This is a genomic window from Pseudomonas sp. NFACC42-2, from assembly GCF_900116055.1.
Taxonomy (GTDB): Bacteria; Pseudomonadota; Gammaproteobacteria; order Pseudomonadales; family Pseudomonadaceae; genus Aquipseudomonas; species Aquipseudomonas marginalis.
Window position 1 is genome coordinate 68,337 of the sequence record NZ_FOZO01000017.1, and the last position, 17,322, is coordinate 85,658.

A 17,322-nucleotide genomic window follows, 5' to 3' on the forward strand; every position below is an offset into this window, starting at 1 on the left:
CACGCCTCAACCCGCATTGGATGCACAGACCAACCAGACAGGGAGTCTCCCATGGCATTTCTCGAACCGTCTGCCCCACAGGGGCCCACTGCTTACCGTGCACCTACCGAGCCACGCAGTGCCTGGCTGGCCCTGGCCAGCGAGATCGACCCGGAGGTGGCCCGCTACTTTCTGGTGAGTGCGCGCTGCGGCTGTTTCATGCAGGCCGCGCGCAGCCTGAATATCAAGGCAACCCTGTTGCGCAAGCGCCTGGCCCAGCTGGAGGAACACCTGCACCATGCGCTGTTCAGCTACCAGGGCAACGGCCTGGTACTCAGCCGCGATGGCCAGCAGTTGCAGGCCCAACTGATCGCCCTGGCCCATGAACGGCGCCTGCCGGTACTGGAACAGCCGCTGATTCGCCTGGCGGTGGCCGAGCCGATCCTGCACGACATCCTCGGCCGCGACCTGATCGCCTTGCTGCGCCGCAATGCCAGCGTGCGCCTGGAGATCATCTCCCTCGACAGCCACCTGTCCCTGCAAGCGGTGGACGTGGATGTGGTGCTGTGGCTGGCGGACACCGACGGCCCGGTGCCCGGCCCGAGCTTCGTCACCGAACCGCCGCGGGCGCTGGCGCGATTGCGGTACCTGCCGCATATCGCCAAGCGCTATTCACGCCTGACCACGCGCCCGGACAGCGTGGAAGACCTGGCTGACTACATGCTGGTGCAATGGCAGCCGGACGCCCAGGTCGAGGCGCTGCAGCCGTGGAACCAGGTGGTGCAACAACGCCAGGCGGCGGTGGTGCAGGTGCATGCCTATTCGCTGATGCTGGAGATGATCCGCTGCGGCGCCTGCATCGGTTTGCTGCCGCACTACATGAGCAGCTTCGACCGGGGGTTGGTGGCGTTGCCGGGGTTGTTGGCCGAGGACAGCATGCAGCGCCAGGTGTGGCTGGCGGTGAATGCGCAGGTGCGCCACCCCGAGGCGGTGCAGATGATCGTCGAGTTGATCGTCGGTACGTTCGAGGGGCGGCGGGAGTGGTTTGATTAACGCGCGTTGGCCGGCAAAGGGTGTTGCTAGCCGGTCTTGGTATCAACCTTCAGTGTTTCGAGGTATTCCAGCTTGGTTTTTCCGCCCTCTACCTTGTAGGTAAAGACAGGGTATGACTTCCCATCGAACTCAGGGCCTGCTCGGTTAATGGCTTTCTGAAACTGTGGCTTGGCGGCCTCCCAGGTCTGACCGTTTGAACCATAGAAAACCAGGCCGGCCAGTGCATCGGGTGGCACGCCCACGGTCTGGATTTCGCTGTTTTCAAGTGGGTTGTCGGGATGCTCGCTTTGTTGGGTTTTAAGCTCCGTCAATAAGTCTTGCATGCCTTTGTGGGCATTCTCCCGCCCCATGTAACGCGTATCGGCCTGGATGTTCCCAGAGAAGGCATCTTTTTCATGTATGGCGGTGATGTTGTCCTGGAGTTTTTCCGGAAACGCCAAGATGGCCATGTTTCGCGGCAGTGCTCCAGCGTTGTCACCCATTTTGTAGTAGTTGGGCAGCAAGTCTGCTTGAGCCAGGCTCCATTTGCGCAGCCCGCCGTGTCCTCTATTGGCCTCGCCCTGCGCACGAATGCTGTCAAGGTTCTCACCGGTGTTATGAAACTCCAGATGCGCGTTTCTGAGCTGAAGGGTTCTGATCAGTAATCCGTCTTTTTCGAAGGCTTCAATGATGGGGCGATATTGCGTTCCATCTGTTGCAGTCGAGGTTGTTACTTCGGTGGTGGGCACACGATTGTTTTCAACGACCGTCGTTGGTGGTTCGATGCGGCCTCCTGACACGACGGCATTGTCAGTTAGTAGCGGTCGCCCACCATTTTCGGGCAGCATGCCGACGGCACTGCTTGAGTTTGAACGTGCAGCAGATCTTGAACTTGAAGCACGAATATGCTGATGAAGTACCAACATTGCGAAGTTGGTCAACAGGTCGGCAGCGGCGGCTTCCTTGCTGCCGTCCTTTTCATTGGCCAAGGTTTTAATATCGCTGAGGATGGCCTGAGTCTGCAGTGCCAGGCTGATAAAGGCCGCACGCCCGCTAAGGAAGGGCAGGACTGTCTCGAGGCCCAGCCAAAACAGCTGCTTGTTGAGCTTTGTATTACTTTGCTCAGTGGAGACCGTTTGTTTCTCGGCCAGCTTTATCACGGCTTTGGCGTTGGAATCATAAAGGTGGTCCATCAACTGCCCGGTTTCCAGCTTCGCTGCAAGGTTGTCGATGGCTTCGCCGTCGTTGGCCAGTGTAGGGGCTGCACGCTGGCTCGGTATCACGAAGTTACCGTTAAGTACTGTATTTCTTGCTGGGTGGTCCTCGCTGGCATAGAACGCGCGGGTCGTTTCATCAGGTAGCCCGGCAATAATGTCCTCTTCAAGCTTCCCTGTTTTGTGCAGCGCCTGCATCAGCGCCTGACGCGAAGGAAACTGTTGCAAAGCGTTTTCCGCCGTGGGGCGATACAGAATAGTTGGGCCAGACGTGCTGTCCTTGGGTTCGATCAGGAACATGTTTTCGACGACATCAGGCGTGGCGCCCGGCTCGCGTATGAACGCCAAGGGACGTATCGTGATCTCCTTGCCATTGACATACTTTTTCCCCGGCGTGGGATCAAGTATTGCCTCGAGGTACCGGTAGCCCATGGCGTTGTCGAAACCCTCGGTGCCTTTGGCCGTCTGTTCCAAGGCTTGCATCTTCAGTTCGATTGGGATGTGTTGCGCAAAGCGTAATTGACGCTCTGCCTTCTTGGCGGGATCGTCGAGCAGTTCGCGTTTAAGCCGCTCGGGATAGTTTTTGCCAATATCGACTTGCTCAATCAGTGCCCTCAGGGCTCCGTCCTGTTCCAGGGGGGATATCCGTGTCCCCGTCGGTTTGTGACGAACCTCTATGCGACCATGTGGCAATTTTGCAGTGTTTTGCATGAACGCGTCGGTGAGGGGCATCCTAGTGACCTGGATAGATCCGAACCCGCTGGTTGGCACGCCATAGGGCGTATGAAATACCACTTCCACATCCTTGATGTCATAGGGCACGGGCCGGGGTGAGCGCGCGTCCAATTGGCTCTGGATAAAAGTACGGATGTCCGGAATATTGCTGTTATACGTTTGCTCTTTATTTTCCCGCATGTAACTCGCCAGTTCCATGACGAGGTTGTGAAGGATAAAGCGATTGGCATCGGAGGTGTTTTTTATCCAATCGGACAGCTTGTCCTGCGCTTGAGCCGCTTGCTGCGTGTTGAACAATGTTGGCTCGGTGGTCACGGCTTCTGCTTCATGCCGATTAATCACGATGTTCGCCTGGATGTAGAACGCATCAACGTTCACTTTGGCCAGCTCGTTGCTGAATGTTTCGTTCGGCTTTTGTGTTTTGAGGTTCTGCTCCCATGCCTGTTTGGCTGCATTCAACGAGTTGTAGGAGGTCACCTTGCCGCTCGGCTCGCACACCAGCACGAGCGAACGTCCCGGAAGCTTACGCTCTATGACAAGGTTGGGGGTCAGGTATTGCGGGGTGTCGGGGCGGGCATTGTCGGTGCTGGAGAAAGCGAACACGGTCACTTCGGAGCCATCCGCCAATTTTGGGCGTGTCGAGCCGTGGGGATACTTGGTCACCATGTCGAGTGTTTCGCGTTGCATGTCATCCAACCCAGGGTGTTTCATGCTGGCCAGGCGCAGGTTGCTGCGCATCAGCTCACTGAGCATCAGCCGGCGATCTCCGCCGAAAATGGGCGTGACACTTATGGACGCGTCGGCACCTACACCAGGGGCGGGTTCATTGAACGGTGGCTTGCCCCAATAATCGAGCCTGGCTGCTTGCACTGCTTCGTTCAGCTTGCCTGGCAACTGACTGATAGCCAGTTGCAGCGCCGATCTATCGATGTTCAGCGCGGTGCCCGGCGGATTGCCCGTAAGTGCCTGCGCATCCGCACGCGTGTCGACAAACTTGCCGTCATGGCTGAACACCGATGCATCGGCACCGGCAATATGGTTAAGGGCGAGTTCCATAAGGGGCGTTTCCAGGAACAGGCCCGGATTCTGCGGGTCCGGGGCGGCGAAGGCCAACTGCTGGACATCGACGTTCAGAGAGGGAGATGCCGTGCTGATGGCATCCTTGAGCAATCCGGCTATCACCGTTTGAAAATCCGGCTCGCCCTCAAACAGACGCTGGCCGATGACGCTCACTGGCGTTGCGGGCTGGGCGGATGGAGCGGGTTGTGCGGATGGCGTGGCAGGCGTGGGTATGGCCGCGTCGACCAGGTTGCGTCTGAACGGCGATATGGGAACGGGGAAGCTTGGTGGGGGAAGTCCTTCTGTATGCGCCAGGCGCTGTTTGGCTGCCTGTTGGTGTTCGCGCACAGCAAGGGAGAGTGCGTCGTTCGCAGGATTGTCTTTGTCCAGGGCAGGGAAACCGTTGCGAATCAGTTGTGCACTTTGTTCGAGCCACTGTGCTGAGTCGTAATGCTCGCGGACTCCGTAAAAATCCATGATCCACACGATGGGGTAGGTGTATTCAGTGTGCTTGTAGTTCGGCACGAATGTGGAGGTGCTACCTGCTATGTTGCGAGCTGCCTTCCAAATGTCAGGTTGAAGGGCTGCCCATTCTTCAGATTCGCCTGCGGTGAACGTGGACAAGCGATGGTTGCCGTTTGAATCCATTTTTCGGCACCTTAAGTCCCCAGTCGATGAATTGATCTCCACGCTTGTGGGGTCTATGTTGTGTTTTTGCATGAACTTCATAAAAGCGTCGCTGGAGAGGGACGCTTTATAGGTTTCCATTGCCTGTGCATAGGATGAAGCTTGAGGAAGGTTGTAGGTGCTAAAGTTGTTCCATATACGAGTGTTGGGGCCGCTGTATGTGGCCTTGGTTGTCACCCAACTGCTGACTCTGCGCGCCATTTCCCGGTCGGCCTCCTCGACACGTTGCGAGATTGTTGGCGTGCGGTTGGCGTCAGCTACACCCCGGGTGTGGTTATAGGTCGCCGTGGCGATGGCGTTCTCGACTTCGCCTTGTGCCGTCCTGACGCGCATGAATTGCGGCGCCAGCGGACCGTTGTGGGGCATCAGGGATTTGAAGTTGCCGACCTGGAGGGCGCGGATTGAACCGAGCAGGTCGAACTGACGGTTCACGGGCTCTTCGCCATAGAAGTTACCCACTACGTCAATGGGGGCGCTGTGTTCGCCGGTGTACTGGAACGATTCAACTCGACCGGCAGCCACCTCCTTTGCCGCGGCTGCGACAGCGGCGCTGGCTTCTCGCCAGCCAGGCGTAGCATGGGAGAAAAGTTGAGTCTTGCCATTGATAGTGCATTCCATCGAATCCGCATGGGGGAACCACCTGAGGCTGGAAATATCGATGTTGTGGTTCTTGGCATAGCTTGCAAACGGCTCTTGTTTGAGCGCCAGTGTGAAGAGTGCCCAAGCCTGGCCGAAGGTGGAAAACGGTGGAATTTCAGTGATCGTGGGAGGCTGGTCACCGGCTTTTATCACAGAGTTTTTGCGACTTTCCAGCAGCATCAATGCGGCGCCATACTGGCTCGCCATTTCCTTATCGCTCTTCTGCACCAGTTGTTTGCTTTGTTCCTGGATGCTTTGAAAGCGTGGATCCCTGGGGTTGGGCGGTGGATTCACAGGCCACTGTGTGACGGTTTGAGTTTGAGTCAGTGATCGTTTGGTCCTGCCCTGTACTGATGGTTCGCTGTCCTGAGCGCTCGCCGGTGATCTGGTTGTAGCTGGTTGTGGTTGTACGGCTACCGGCCGGGACATGATGCTCATAGGATTTTCTCGTAGTGGTCAGGGAAAAGACGACAGCGTAATCGCGCTTTGTTGCCTGCGACGTGTGGCTTGTAGGGAGTGGTGTGTCTAAACTCAGTAGTTCCGCCGATGTGTTTCTGGCCTATACGGAGCCCTACCCCGATGCAGAGCGAGCAGTGATGCAGGCCACCCGCTTGACCCTCATTTGCCACGCCACCACGCCTGCTCAACAGTACGGGCGTTTTCCCGATAACGAGTCCGTCGCGATGGATTGGCAAGCCGCGGCGCTGTCCCTGGCCGGGCGCTATAAGAAAACCCCGCGACTGGTGTGTGCGCCCGAGGCACGCGCCAGGCAGACCGCAGAACTGTTCGGCAGTGACGCGGTGATTGAAGATGCCCTGCGCGATGGCGATTTCGGACGATGGAAAGGTATGGACATTGGTCGCCTGCACGGCGACGAGTTGCAGGCCTGGCTCGCTGACAGCGCCAGCGCGCCCCATGGCGGCGAGTCGGTCGATCAGGTGTGCAGGCGGGTGGCGCAGTGGATGCAAACCCTGGAGGCCCAATCCGGGCACATCGTGGCCATCACCCATCCCTTTGTCATCCGCGCCGCGTTGCTGCATGTCATGCAGTGCCCGGTGTCGATGTTCTACCGGATCGACGTCGAGCCCCTGTCTGCCACCGAACTGCGCTTCAACACGGTGTGGCGCCTGCGCCTGGAAACTCACGCCTGAGTGCGTGAACATGGCAAAATCCACGCCCCGCAATGAGAGCAACCCATGAAACGCATCCTGATCATCGGCATTGGCGCCGGCAACCCTGACTACATCACGATGCAGGCCGTGAAGGCGCTGAACCGCACCGACGTGTTTTTCCTGATGGACAAGGGCCAGAGCAAGAACAAGCTGATCGACCTGCGCCGTGAGATCTGCGAGACCTATATCACCGAACCCGGCTACCGCTTTGTCGAGGCCGACTGCCCCGAGCGTGTGCGCGGTGAGATCGACTACACCACCGCCGTGCAGGACCTCAACCGCGACAAGCAGGCCACCTTCGAACGCATGATCAACGAGGAAATGGCCGACGATGAAGTGGGCGCTTTCCTGGCCTGGGGCGACCCAGCGCTGTACGACAGCACCATTCGCATCTTGCAGGCGATTCTGGCCAGTGGCCGCTGCGTCTTTGAATTCGAGGTGATTCCCGGCATTACCAGTGTGCAGGCCCTGGCGGCCCAGCATAAGGTGGCGTTGAACCGTATCGGCAAGTCCATCGAGATCACCACCGGGCGTCGCCTGGCGGCGGGGCAGGCCAGCGAGGCCGATACCTTGGTAGTCATGCTCGACGCAGAAGACTCCTACCGCACGGTGGCCGATCAGGACCTGGAGATTTACTGGGGCGCCTACCTGGGCACGCCGGATGAGATATTGATCAGCGGCAAGGTCAGTGAAGTGGCGGAACAGATCGAACGGGTGCGCAAGGCGGCGCGCCTGGAGAATGGCTGGATCATGGACACTTACTTGCTGCGCAAACCCTGAGGTCACGTCCCATGCTCAAATTGCTTGCCCTCGCGCTGACCCTGGTGGCCGGCGTTGCCCACGCCGATTCCGAGTTGCACACCGATTTGCCGCTGGCTTACCTGGAACAGACCCAGGGCGATGCGCGCAACGAGCCGCTGGTGATTTTCCTGCACGGTTTCGGCAGCAATGAGGAAGACCTGTTCGGCATCAAGGACGCACTGCCGTCCACCTGGACCTACCTCTCGGCCCGTGCGCCGACGCCGGTGCAACCGAATGGCTTTCGCTGGTTTACCAAGACCCCGGGTGACGGCGATTACGATGGTGTGACCGCCGATTTGCACAGCAGCGCCCAACTGATCAAGGATTTTGTCGGCCAAGCCACCGCGAAGTATCACACCCAGCCTGACCGGGTGTTCCTGGTGGGGTTCAGCCAGGGCGCGATCATGGCGTATGAGGTGGCTTTACGTGACCCGCAGCTGGTGCGCGGGATTGCAGCGTTGAGTGGCAGCGTGCTGCCGGTGCTCAAGGCTGAGCTCAAGCCGGATCAACGCTTGAATAAACTGGCGATCTTTATCGGCCACGGCACCCTGGACCAGGCACTGCCGTATGCGTCGGCGACGCGGGCGAATGAGGTGTTGGTGGGGCTTGGGTTGAAGCCGGAGTTTCATGGCTATCCGGGGATGAACCACACGGTCAGTGAGGCGGAGGTGCAGGATCTGAAGGCCTGGCTGGAAACGAGTTTGAAGTGAGCGCGTTGAACAAAGGTGGGAGGGGGCAAGCTCCCTCCCACCTTTGATGGGTGTTGTCAGGACTCTTTGTTATTTGCCGCCGGTAATCTGCTTCACCAGCTCTGCATGCCCCTTCGCATCATCGGCCCGCGAGATCGCCTGGATTACCAGCAAGTGGTTGCCGGAGCCGCCGAGGAACGTGGAGTTCAAGGTCTTGCCGCCGCCCTGGGTGGCGGTGCTGTCCACCTGACGCAGGCCGAGGCCCTTGAAGGTCAGTTTCTTCTCGCTCAGCTTCTTGAAGTCGGGCAGGGCAGCACGCTGGTCCTTGACGAAACCGGCCACGGCACCATCGAGGAATTGCGGGTCGTTGTCCTTGATGGTTACGCCGTCGTTGCGCACGGTTTCGGCGACGATCACCACGCTTTTTGTGGTCTGGTTGGCGTACATCGTGCCTTGGGTATCAGCGGTGCCGTCCTCGGCCTTGCCGGCCGGGAGGGTGTCGGCGGCGTAGGCCTTGGGCAGATTGAAGTTGAACTTACCGCCCAAGGTGGAGATGGTTTGCGTGGCCGGCTTGGCGGCGGCGAAGACGCTGCCGGCGGTCAGCGCGAGGGCCAGCAGGATAGCGGTCTTGGTGAACGTGGCCATGAAGCGCTCCAGGGGTGAACGAAATTGCGGCACATTCTGTCAGAAAATTCGCAATATCGTTCATCCTTAGCCTCACACCTTGTCGGACTCTTCCTCAAGCCGATCCATCTCAAACAGTCGCGCCAGTTCCGCCCGGGCTTCCTGGGCGGTTTGCATCACCTTGGCCGCATCGTCGTATACCGCGTGCTGGGCGGCGAGCACTTGCAGGTCGTGGTGCTTGAAGCGGGTGATGCGGGCATCGGCCTGGGCCTGGGTCAACCCAAGGCCCACCAGGGTGCGACGGCTCATTTCAAGGCTGGAGTAGAAGGTCTCGCGAACCGGCGAGGCGTCGAGGTCCACCAGGCGGTGCACGTGCTGGCGGTTACGCGCACGGGCGATGATCTGCATGTGCGGGTAGAGGTTGCGCACCAGTTCGGCGGTCTTGATATTGATCTCCGGGTCGTCCATGGCGATCACGAAGAACTCCGCCTGGTCGACCTTGGCGGCGTGCAGGATCTCCGGACGTTGCGGATCACCGTAGAACACCGGCATGCCGCCGAAACTGCGGGTCAACTCGATGGTTTCCACCGAGGTGTCGAGGGCGATGAAGGAGATGTTCTGCGCGCGCAGGATACGCGCGACGATCTGGCCCATTCGGCCCATGCCGGCGATCACCACGCGCGGCGCATCGCTTTCGATGGCGCGGTATTCCTCGGGCACTTCCACCGGCTTGACCTTGGGCTTGAACAGCTTGGGGCAGACCAGCAGCAACAGCGGGGTGACGGCCATGGACAGGGTGATGGTCAGCACCAGCACGTCGTAGAGGTGCGGTTCGAACAGGCCCTGGTCGCGGCCGATCTTGAACACCACAAAGGCGAACTCACCGCCCGCCGCCAGCACCACACCCAGGCGCAGGGCGCTTTCGCGGTTGAGATCACCCACCATACGCCCCACGGCGTACAGCAACGGCAGCTTCAAACCGATCAACAGCAGGGTCAGGCCGATCACCACCAGCGGCGAACTGAGCAGCAGGCTGAGGTTCGCGCCCATGCCCACGCTGATAAAGAACAGCCCCAGCAACAGGCCCTTGAACGGTTCGATCTGGGATTCCAGTTCGTGGCGGTACTCCGAGTCCGCCAGCAGCAGGCCGGCGAGGAAGGCGCCGAGGGCCATGGACACACCTACCAGTTCCATCAGCCAGGCGGTGCCGATCACCACCAACAAGGCGGTGGCGGTGGACACTTCGCGCAGGCCGGTCTTGGCGACGATGCGAAACACCGGTCGCAGCAGGTAGCGCCCGCCGATGATCACCACGGCAATACTGCCGAGGATCTGCAGGACGTGTTGCAGGCCCTGGGCCTCGGTGGTCGGATGATCGCTGCCGGCCAGCAGCGGCACCATGGCAATCAACGGGATCGCGGCGATGTCCTGGAACAGCAGGATCGCAAACGCCAGGCGCCCGTGGGGCTGGTTCAGCTCCTTGCGCTCGGCCAGGCTTTGCAGGCCGAACGCGGTGGACGACAGCGCCAGGCCAAGGCCGAGCACGATTGCGCTGTTCCACGACTGGCCAAACAGCCACAACGCCACCGCGCCCATGACCAGGCCGGTGAGCAGCACCTGGGCCAGGCCGACGCCGAACACCGCTTTGCGCATCACCCATAAACGCTTGGGCGACAGCTCCAGGCCGATGATAAACAGCAGCAACACCACGCCCAGTTCGGAGAACTGCGCGACGCTTTGCGGGTTACCGATCAGGCCCAATACCGACGGGCCGATGATCACACCGGCAAACAGATAGCCCAGCACCGCGCCCAATTGCAGGCGCTTGGCCAGGGGCACGGTCAGCACAGCGGCGAGCAGGAACACCACGGCTGCTTGTAACAGATTGCCTTCATGGGGCATTACGAACTCCAGGATCTTTAAAACCAATCGACAGGAGGGTATTAGAGCGCTTTTTACATTTCGAAAATTGTGTTTTTGCTGCGTTTGAGGGGACAACACGCCAGTGTGTGTCTGGCGGCGGGCGGTTCACGCCGGCTTGCGGTACAAACCCACGGCCAGGCCGACGATGATGATCGCAATCGAGATCAGGTCTGGCGCGGGAACGCGCTCGCCAATCAGCAGCATCGAACTGCTGATCCCGAACACCGGAATCAACAACGACAGTGGCGCCACCGTGGACACCGGGTACCGCTTGAGCAGCGAGTTCCAGCCCCAGTAGGCAAAGTGCGTCGCCAGGTACACCTGAAACAGAATGGACAGGATCGCCATGATGTCGAGGCTCGACTGCAAGCCTTCGAACGGCGCGCTGCCATGCATCAGCCAAGCCATGAGAAATAACGGGATCGGCGGAAACAGGCTGGCCCACACCATGAACGAGAAGACCTCAGTGACCCCCGACTTTTTGATGATGACGTTGCCCACGCTCCAGGCCAGCGCGCTGAATACGATCAGCATCACGCCCAGCACTGCGTGGCTGCCTTCCTGGGTGGAGATGATAGCTGCCAGGCCGATCAGGGCCAGAAATGCACCTGCCATTTGCGTCCCGCGGAGTTTTTCCCTGAACAACACGCAACCCCAGCCCATGGTGAAAAATACGCTGAGTTGAATGATCAATGACGCGATGCCGGGGCTCACACCCATCTCGATGCCATAGTTGATCACGCCCCACATGCCCAGCCCGAAGATGACGCCGTAGGCGGCCACGTAGCTGAATTTGACGGCGGGGCGCTTGATGAAGAACACCAGCGGCAGGGCGGCGAGGGCAAAGCGGATGCCCGTGAGGACGAAGGGGTCGACCGAGCGCAGGCCCAGTTTGGTAATGGGGAAATTCACCCCCCATACCAAGGTGACGAGCACGGCGAGCGCCAGATGTTTTTTCAGCATGGAATGTTCCCTTGGTCATTACAGTTATCCAAGGGCGTGGATGTTAGGGGGTGGTTGGCTGGCCCGCTTGCTATGTAAGGTCATCTTTTGACAGAATCGGGCCATGATTCTGACCTTTGACTCCGCCAGCCCTGAAGCCGTGGTAACACTGCGCGAATACCCTTGCGGCACCGTCTTTGAGCGGCACACGCACTCACGTGGGCAGTTCGCCTATGCCTCCACCGGCGCGCTGAAAATGTTCACCGATCTCGGCAACTGGGTGGTACCGCCGCAACGGGCGATCTGGGTGCCGGGTGGTGTGCCCCATGAAATGCATATGCGCGGGGATGTGGTGATGCTCAATACCTACCTGGACGCCGATGCCGCTAAGCGGGCGCGGTTGCAGGAGCGCTGCCAGGTGTTTGAAGTGTCGCCCCTGCTCAGGCATTTACTGGAGGCGGCGCTGGCTATCGACTCCTCGGCATTACCCAGCGTGAGGCATCACTGCGTGCTGACGCTGTTGATTGATGAAATCGCAGCCATGCCCGAGCTGCCACTCAGCGCGCCATTGCCGTGCGAGCCGCGGCTGGCGCGAGCGTGTCAGCGCTTCCTGGATGCGCCCACGCAGAGAATCACCCTCGACGAGATGGCTGATTGGTCGAACATGAGCCGGCGCACCTTCACCCGCCATTTCTACGAGGGCACGGGGATGACGTTCGTGTCCTGGCGCCAACAGGTGTGCCTATTGGAAGCCACCGCACGGCTAAGCCATGGCACGTCCATCACCGATGTCGCGTTCGAATTGGGGTTCAGCAGTTCCAGTGCATTCACCTCCGTGTTCCGGCGCAACCTGGGGGATTCGCCGGCGCGCTACCTGGCCAGATCAAAGGCTGCGGCGCAGTTCTGATCCTTCGCGACCGCCACGCCGGTCAGGATTCACCGTTCTACGGGCCTCCCTTTGTTATTATCGCCGTCCCTCGTCACCAGGAGTCACCGGCCCATGCAGCACCAGTGGGATGAAATGCACCGCACCCGCAAGCCCACGTTCGTATTGTGCGGCGAGCCTCAGGGCGATGTGCTCAATCTCTATGTTCACGGTTACTCGGCGTTCTTTAACCGGCAACAGCTGGGCAATTTCAAGCAACAGCTGGCGGGTATCGAGGGTTCGACCAACCTGATGCTGTTCTGGCCGGCGGGGCATTTCCTGGAAAACCTGTTTGCGCCCTTCAAGGAGGTGATCGCCGCGATGCTGGGGGGCGGCAGCATCGGTGCCGCGACCGTCGGCGTGGGCAAGGCGATTGCCTATTTTCTCGACCACTACAAAAGCGTCGAGGCGCGGGTGGACGAAGTGGCCAGGAGCTTGCTGCCGGAGCTGGCCAGCTACCTGCATGGCGAGGCGCTGGAGGTGCGGCGTATCAACCTGATCGGGCATTCCCTGGGGGCGCGGATTCTGGTCAAGAGCCTGCTGGCCAGCCCGGATACCGCACGGGAACTGCCGTTGGACAACCTGCTGTTGATGGGCGGGGCGATCTGTACGTCCAGCCCTTGGGATGAGGTGTGTGCGCCGCTCAAGGGGCGGGTGATCAATTGCCACTCCAGCAAGGACTGGGCCCTGGCCATGAAGCCGGACACCGAGCGGTGCATCGGCCGGTATGCGATCCCGGTGACGCCGGCACTCAAGGCCAAGGTTACCAATGTGCACCTGGCCACCTTCGATCACGCCGCTTATTGGCCGCAGTTGCAGACCGTGGTGCAGTACACCGACCTGTTGCAGGAGCGGCGCGGCCTGATCCGCGCCGACCAGCGCAGCAGCGAGGTACGCTTTGCCGAAGAGGACACCGACTTGTTGGCGGCCCTGGTGCAGGCGCGGCCGGAGGAGCTGGCGTTCCTGGCCGAATTGATGGCGCAAAAGCGCAGTGCGTCGATCGACGCCACGGTGCGCGAGCCGCTCAAGCTGGCCATCGAGTTGCAGCGCATGGGCGGCGACAGCTTTATGAACCTGGCCCGTGGCCATGGCGTGAACTATCGGCAGATTGCCGAAGAGGTGGCGCAGCGACTGGGAATCAAGTTTGCCGAGCCCTTAGGAACCGTGGCACTGGCTGACCTCGAAGCCCAGGTCGCGGAAAAACTGCTCGAGCAGTACAAGGACAAACTCAGCCACGCCGACCGCCAGGTATTCGATGCTGAACTCAAGGCGGCCGCGCAAAAGGAGCAGGGTCTGTTCAGCCGCTTCGATGTCGGCCGAACAGCCACTACGGCGTTGAGCGGCACGGCGCTGGCCGGGTTGACCGGGTTTATCCTGCGTCGTGGTGCGGCCTCCGCGATCCCGGTGGTCGGCCAGGCGTTGGCGGCGGCGATGCTGCTGGTGAGCGGTGTACGGGCGTTTTCCGGCCCGGCTTACTCGATCACCACCCTGGCCGTGCTGGTGATCGGGGTGATTCGCCAGCGCATGGAGCGTGAAGCCTTGAACCAGGAGGTGGACCTGGTGGTGCAGGTCGTGGAGGCGTTTGACCTGCCTCGGGAGACGGTGATGCGCACGGTTGCGTCCGACTGATAAGCTGAGCCCCTGTCGAGTGTGTTTGCCTGGGATACCGCGTGAAATTCAGCCTGCCGAAAATCGCTACCGCTCCATTCTGCCCGCCGGAAGTGGCCGGCTCCGTTGCCGTTGACCCCAAGGCGTCGTTCTTCAAACGCATCCTGATGTTCGCCGGGCCCGGCCTGCTGATCTCCATCGGCTACATGGACCCGGGCAACTGGGCCACTGCCATCGAAGCCGGGTCGCGCTACGGCTACAGCCTGTTGTTCGTGGTGCTGCTGGCCAGTCTGGCGGGGATGGCGGTGCAGTGCCTGTGCTCGCGCTTGGGTATCGCTACCGGCAAGGACTTGGCGCAACTGTGCCGTGAGCGCTACAGCAAACGCTCCGCACGCACCCAGTGGGTGCTGGCGGAAATCTCCATCATCGCCACCGACCTCGCCGAAGTGCTCGGCTGCGCCCTGGCGTTTCACCTGCTGCTGGGCGTTTCCCTGACCACCGGCATTGTCATCACCGCCTTCGATACGCTGTTGGTCCTGGCCCTGCAGAACCGTGGTTTTCGCCGCCTGGAAGCGATCATGCTGGCGCTGGTGGCGACCATCGGCGTGTGTTTCTTTATTGAACTGGTGCTGATCAAACCGTATTGGCCGGATGTGCTCAGCGGCTTTACCCCATCACTGTCGGCCATCAGCGATGCCGCGCCGTTGTACCTGGCCATCGGTATTCTCGGCGCCACGGTGATGCCCCATAACCTCTACCTGCACAGCTCGGTCGTGCAAACCCGTCTGATCGGCAAAGACCTCGCCAGCAAACAGGATGCGATCAAGCTGGCCCGGATCGACACCATTGGCTCCCTGGCCCTGGCACTGCTGGTCAACGCCGCCATCCTGATACTCGCGGCCTCCGCCTTCTACAAGACCGGGCACACTGAGGTGGTGGAGATCCAGGATGCCTACCGCTTGCTCGACCCGCTGGTGGGCGGCGCCTTTGCCAGCATCCTGTTCGGCATCGCCTTGCTGGCGTCCGGGCAAAGCTCGACCTTTACCGGCACCATCGCCGGGCAAGTGATCATGGAGGGGTATCTCAACCTGCGCATTCCCTGCTGGCAACGCCGCCTGATCACCCGTGGGCTGGCGCTGATCCCGGCGTTTCTCGGGGTGTGGCTGATGGGCGACCAGGCCATTGGCAAGCTGCTGATCCTCAGCCAGGTGGTGCTCAGCCTGCAACTGCCGTTTGCCTTGTACCCGTTGATCCGCATGACCGGCGACAAGCAGCTGATGGGGCCGTTCGTCAATCGCCTGCACACCCGGGTGCTGGCGTGGTTTCTGTTTGCGCTGATCAGTGGCGCCAATGCGTGGTTGATCGGGCAGTGGGTGTTCTGAGTTCCAGGCCGTGGGGGCGGGCTATACCAGGATTGCCAAGGATGTGTACTGGGCAATCTGCGTGTCGGCGGTCAATAGCCTCATCGGTTCACTGATGGCTGTCGCTACGATAAACCGATCAAAAGGGTCTTTGTGATGAGGCTCAAGATCCTTTACGGCAATCGCCTGTTCCGAGGTGATGGGCAGTTCGACGAAACCGCTTTCAAGGCAATATCCCCGGATTTCGTCCAAGTCTGCATCGAGTTTTCCAAGGCCGACCTTGATCGCCATTTCCCAGAAGGTTGCCGCGCTGACGTAGATCTCTGCGGCATTCTCGATCAGTCGTCGGGCTTTGCTGGATAGCTTCGGGTCGTCACTCAGTGCCCAGAGCAGAACATGGGTATCCAGCAGCACCCTCATGGATGGCTGCCCTCAAACGCATCCAGCAGCTCGCCTGGCAGGGGCGCATCAAAGTCCTCGGGGACAACGAGCTTTCCTTTCATCGCGCCAATTCGCTGACCGTTGGATTTCCCCACAGGAACGAGTTGTGCCATCGCACGTCCATGCTTGGCAATGGTGATAATTTTGCCGGCGGCGGCGTCATCCACCAGTTTTGACAGGTTATTTTTTGCTTCGCCCAAGGGTACGGTAATCATGAGGTGCTCCGCGTATTTTGGCCAAATATAGCCAAAACTGGGTGAGCTATCCAAGACGAGCCGACCGCTGGTTGCCGCCGCACGTTCAGCGCGCGACGGCTTTGGGTACATGAAAACCATGGCATCTCTCCAAAAAGACATCGCCAAAGTCTGCCCCAATGCACCCTGTCCAAAATAGAGTGGCCCGTTAAATCAGACCGAGCCTACTTTTACTACTCGGAAAATTCCTCAACCGCTCATCGATCCCAATACGGTACCGTCCCAAAACACTCCACAAAATAATCGATCACCGTGCGCACCTTCAGCGACAGCCTGCGGCTCCCCGGCCATAACGCAGCGATCTGCTGCGGCTCCAGCGTGGTCGCCACTTCGTATTCCGTCAGTACCGCTTGCAGGGTGCCAGCACGCAGGCCTTCGCCGATCAGCCAGGACGGAAACACCACCAGGCCCAGGCCTTGTTCGGCGGCGTGGGTGAGGGTGTCGGCGTGGTTACCGGTGATCGGGCCCTTGACGCTGTAGGGCGTCCAGTCGCCCTGGCCTTTGCGGAAGAACCAGCGTTGCTGGCCGGTGATGCCCTTGTAGGCCAGGCACTGGTGATGGAGCAGTTCCTCGGGGTGCTGGGGCGTGCCCTGGCGGGCCAGGTAGGCGGGGCTGGCGGCAAGGCGAAAGCGCTGGGGGGCGAAGATGCGTGCCTGCATGCTGGAGTCGTTGAGCACGCCGATACGGAACAGCAGGTCGGTGCCGTCTTGCAGCGGGTCGACGTATGTATCGGTTTGCTGGATGTCCAATTGCAGCTTCGGGTAGCGCCGGCACAACTCTCCCAGCCACGGTGACAGGTGACGCTGGCCGAACACCATCGGCGCATTGATGCGCACCAGGCCGCTGGGTTCGCTTTCCTGTTCCTGCAGGGCCTGGCCGGCGGCTTCCAGCTGTTCGAGCAGCAAGCGCGCGTGTCGCCCCAGCAGGCGCCCGGCTTCGGTGGGGCTCACCGCGCGGGTGTGGCGGTAGAGCAACTGCTGGCCGAGGGCCTGTTCCATCAGCTGGATCTGCCGGGAGATGGAAGAGGGCGCCAGGCCTTCGCGGCGAGCCACTTCGGAAAAGCTGCCGTGGTCCAGCACCGCGACGAACAGGCGCAGTGCCTTGAAACTCAATTCATTCAAGCCCTGCATCAGGCCTCCGGTTTGTGCGTATTGCGCAAAGGTGTTGTCGGCATACTCCCATTTATCGCACAGGCAGGCCACCGGATAATGCGCGCCATGTTTCCTTTATTGACGCG

General features: G+C 60.3%; 14 protein-coding genes. 7 read left to right on the top strand and 7 right to left on the bottom strand.

Annotated elements, in window-relative coordinates; genetic code table 11:
• Window positions 1-51: 51 nt before the first annotated feature.
• The gene (locus BM416_RS23605; RefSeq protein ID WP_092489632.1) at window positions 52-1,032 is read left to right on the top strand and encodes a LysR family transcriptional regulator; all 981 of its coding nucleotides are present in this window, start codon (window positions 52-54) and stop codon (window positions 1,030-1,032) included.
• Window positions 1,033-1,058: 26 nt separating this feature from the next.
• Here the strand turns inward: BM416_RS23605 and BM416_RS23610 are convergent, their stop codons facing one another.
• The gene (locus BM416_RS23610; RefSeq protein ID WP_139237771.1) at window positions 1,059-5,639 is read right to left on the bottom strand and encodes a dermonecrotic toxin domain-containing protein; all 4,581 of its coding nucleotides are present in this window, start codon (window positions 5,637-5,639) and stop codon (window positions 1,059-1,061) included.
• Window positions 5,640-5,941: 302 nt separating this feature from the next.
• Here BM416_RS23610 and BM416_RS23615 point away from each other — a divergent pair, with 302 nt between their 5' ends.
• Genes BM416_RS23615 through BM416_RS23625 form a run of 3 tightly spaced genes read left to right on the top strand, consistent with a single transcriptional unit; the run spans window position 5,942 to window position 8,028 of the window.
• On the top strand, window positions 5,942-6,496 hold the full coding sequence (locus tag BM416_RS23615) for a histidine phosphatase family protein (RefSeq protein WP_092489634.1): 555 nt from the start codon (window positions 5,942-5,944) through the stop codon (window positions 6,494-6,496).
• 45 nt (window positions 6,497-6,541) lie between these two features.
• Entirely contained in the window at window positions 6,542-7,297 is a 756-nt protein-coding gene (gene cobF / locus BM416_RS23620; protein WP_092489635.1) for a precorrin-6A synthase (deacetylating), read from the top strand.
• A gap of 11 nt (window positions 7,298-7,308) precedes the next feature.
• Complete coding sequence (locus tag BM416_RS23625) at window positions 7,309-8,028, top strand: alpha/beta hydrolase (RefSeq protein ID WP_092489636.1); 720 nt, start codon at window positions 7,309-7,311, stop codon at window positions 8,026-8,028.
• 69 nt (window positions 8,029-8,097) lie between these two features.
• Here BM416_RS23625 and BM416_RS23630 read toward each other — a convergent pair whose 3' ends face one another.
• The 3 genes from BM416_RS23630 to BM416_RS23640 form a co-directional block, all read right to left on the bottom strand.
• Window positions 8,098-8,652, bottom strand: a complete 555-nt coding sequence (locus tag BM416_RS23630; RefSeq protein ID WP_092489637.1) for a DcrB/PsbP domain-containing protein — start codon at window positions 8,650-8,652, stop codon at window positions 8,098-8,100.
• 72 nt (window positions 8,653-8,724) lie between these two features.
• A complete protein-coding gene (locus tag BM416_RS23635) occupies window positions 8,725-10,533 on the bottom strand; it encodes a monovalent cation:proton antiporter-2 (CPA2) family protein (RefSeq protein WP_092489638.1) in 1,809 nt (602 codons plus the stop codon).
• 126 nt (window positions 10,534-10,659) lie between these two features.
• Complete coding sequence (locus BM416_RS23640) at window positions 10,660-11,517, bottom strand: EamA family transporter (protein WP_092489639.1); 858 nt, start codon at window positions 11,515-11,517, stop codon at window positions 10,660-10,662.
• Between the two features lie 103 nt (window positions 11,518-11,620).
• On the opposite strand from BM416_RS23640, the gene BM416_RS23645 reads away from it, so the two are divergent.
• The 3 genes from BM416_RS23645 to BM416_RS23655 all read left to right on the top strand — a co-directional run bounded on the left by BM416_RS23645 (window position 11,621) and on the right by BM416_RS23655 (window position 15,411).
• Window positions 11,621-12,403: an AraC family transcriptional regulator gene (locus BM416_RS23645; RefSeq protein ID WP_092489640.1), complete on the top strand. Its 783-nt coding sequence runs from the start codon at window positions 11,621-11,623 to the stop codon at window positions 12,401-12,403.
• 93 nt (window positions 12,404-12,496) lie between these two features.
• A complete protein-coding gene (locus BM416_RS23650; RefSeq protein ID WP_092489641.1) occupies window positions 12,497-14,050 on the top strand; it encodes a DUF726 domain-containing protein in 1,554 nt (517 codons plus the stop codon).
• Between the two features lie 41 nt (window positions 14,051-14,091).
• Window positions 14,092-15,411 carry an Nramp family divalent metal transporter gene (locus BM416_RS23655; protein WP_065939789.1) on the top strand — a complete coding sequence of 440 codons (1,320 nt, stop codon included), beginning with the start codon at window positions 14,092-14,094 and terminating at the stop codon, window positions 15,409-15,411.
• Window positions 15,412-15,432: 21 nt separating this feature from the next.
• Here the strand turns inward: BM416_RS23655 and BM416_RS23660 are convergent, their stop codons facing one another.
• From BM416_RS23660 to BM416_RS23670, 3 genes are all read right to left on the bottom strand, one after another.
• Window positions 15,433-15,810: a type II toxin-antitoxin system VapC family toxin gene (locus BM416_RS23660; RefSeq protein ID WP_092489642.1), complete on the bottom strand. Its 378-nt coding sequence runs from the start codon at window positions 15,808-15,810 to the stop codon at window positions 15,433-15,435.
• A complete protein-coding gene (locus tag BM416_RS23665) occupies window positions 15,807-16,166 on the bottom strand; it encodes a type II toxin-antitoxin system Phd/YefM family antitoxin (protein WP_175539094.1) in 360 nt (119 codons plus the stop codon). Before BM416_RS23665 ends, BM416_RS23660 begins: the two co-directional genes overlap by 4 nt.
• A 116-nt stretch (window positions 16,167-16,282) precedes the next feature.
• Window positions 16,283-17,215 (bottom strand): LysR family transcriptional regulator, encoded by a 933-nt coding sequence (locus BM416_RS23670; protein ID WP_092489665.1) that lies wholly within the window; start codon window positions 17,213-17,215, stop codon window positions 16,283-16,285.
• Window positions 17,216-17,322 lie beyond the last annotated feature (107 nt).

Bases quoted from the DNA above. Each gene is read 5' to 3' on its own strand.
- BM416_RS23665 (WP_175539094.1), bottom strand. From the start codon at position 16,166: ATGGTTTTCATGTACCCAAAGCCGTCGCGCGCTGAACGTGCGGCGGCA.
- BM416_RS23605 (WP_092489632.1), top strand. From the start codon at position 52: ATGGCATTTCTCGAACCGTCTGCCCCACAGGGGCCCACTGCTTACCGT.
- BM416_RS23670 (WP_092489665.1), bottom strand. From the start codon at position 17,215: ATGCAGGGCTTGAATGAATTGAGTTTCAAGGCACTGCGCCTGTTCGTC.
- BM416_RS23625 (WP_092489636.1), top strand. From the start codon at position 7,309: ATGCTCAAATTGCTTGCCCTCGCGCTGACCCTGGTGGCCGGCGTTGCC.
- BM416_RS23645 (WP_092489640.1), top strand. From the start codon at position 11,621: ATGATTCTGACCTTTGACTCCGCCAGCCCTGAAGCCGTGGTAACACTG.
- BM416_RS23640 (WP_092489639.1), bottom strand. From the start codon at position 11,517: ATGCTGAAAAAACATCTGGCGCTCGCCGTGCTCGTCACCTTGGTATGG.
- BM416_RS23615 (WP_092489634.1), top strand. From the start codon at position 5,942: ATGCAGGCCACCCGCTTGACCCTCATTTGCCACGCCACCACGCCTGCT.
- BM416_RS23630 (WP_092489637.1), bottom strand. From the start codon at position 8,652: ATGGCCACGTTCACCAAGACCGCTATCCTGCTGGCCCTCGCGCTGACC.
- cobF (WP_092489635.1), top strand. From the start codon at position 6,542: ATGAAACGCATCCTGATCATCGGCATTGGCGCCGGCAACCCTGACTAC.
- BM416_RS23650 (WP_092489641.1), top strand. From the start codon at position 12,497: ATGCAGCACCAGTGGGATGAAATGCACCGCACCCGCAAGCCCACGTTC.
- BM416_RS23660 (WP_092489642.1), bottom strand. From the start codon at position 15,810: ATGAGGGTGCTGCTGGATACCCATGTTCTGCTCTGGGCACTGAGTGAC.
- BM416_RS23635 (WP_092489638.1), bottom strand. From the start codon at position 10,533: ATGCCCCATGAAGGCAATCTGTTACAAGCAGCCGTGGTGTTCCTGCTC.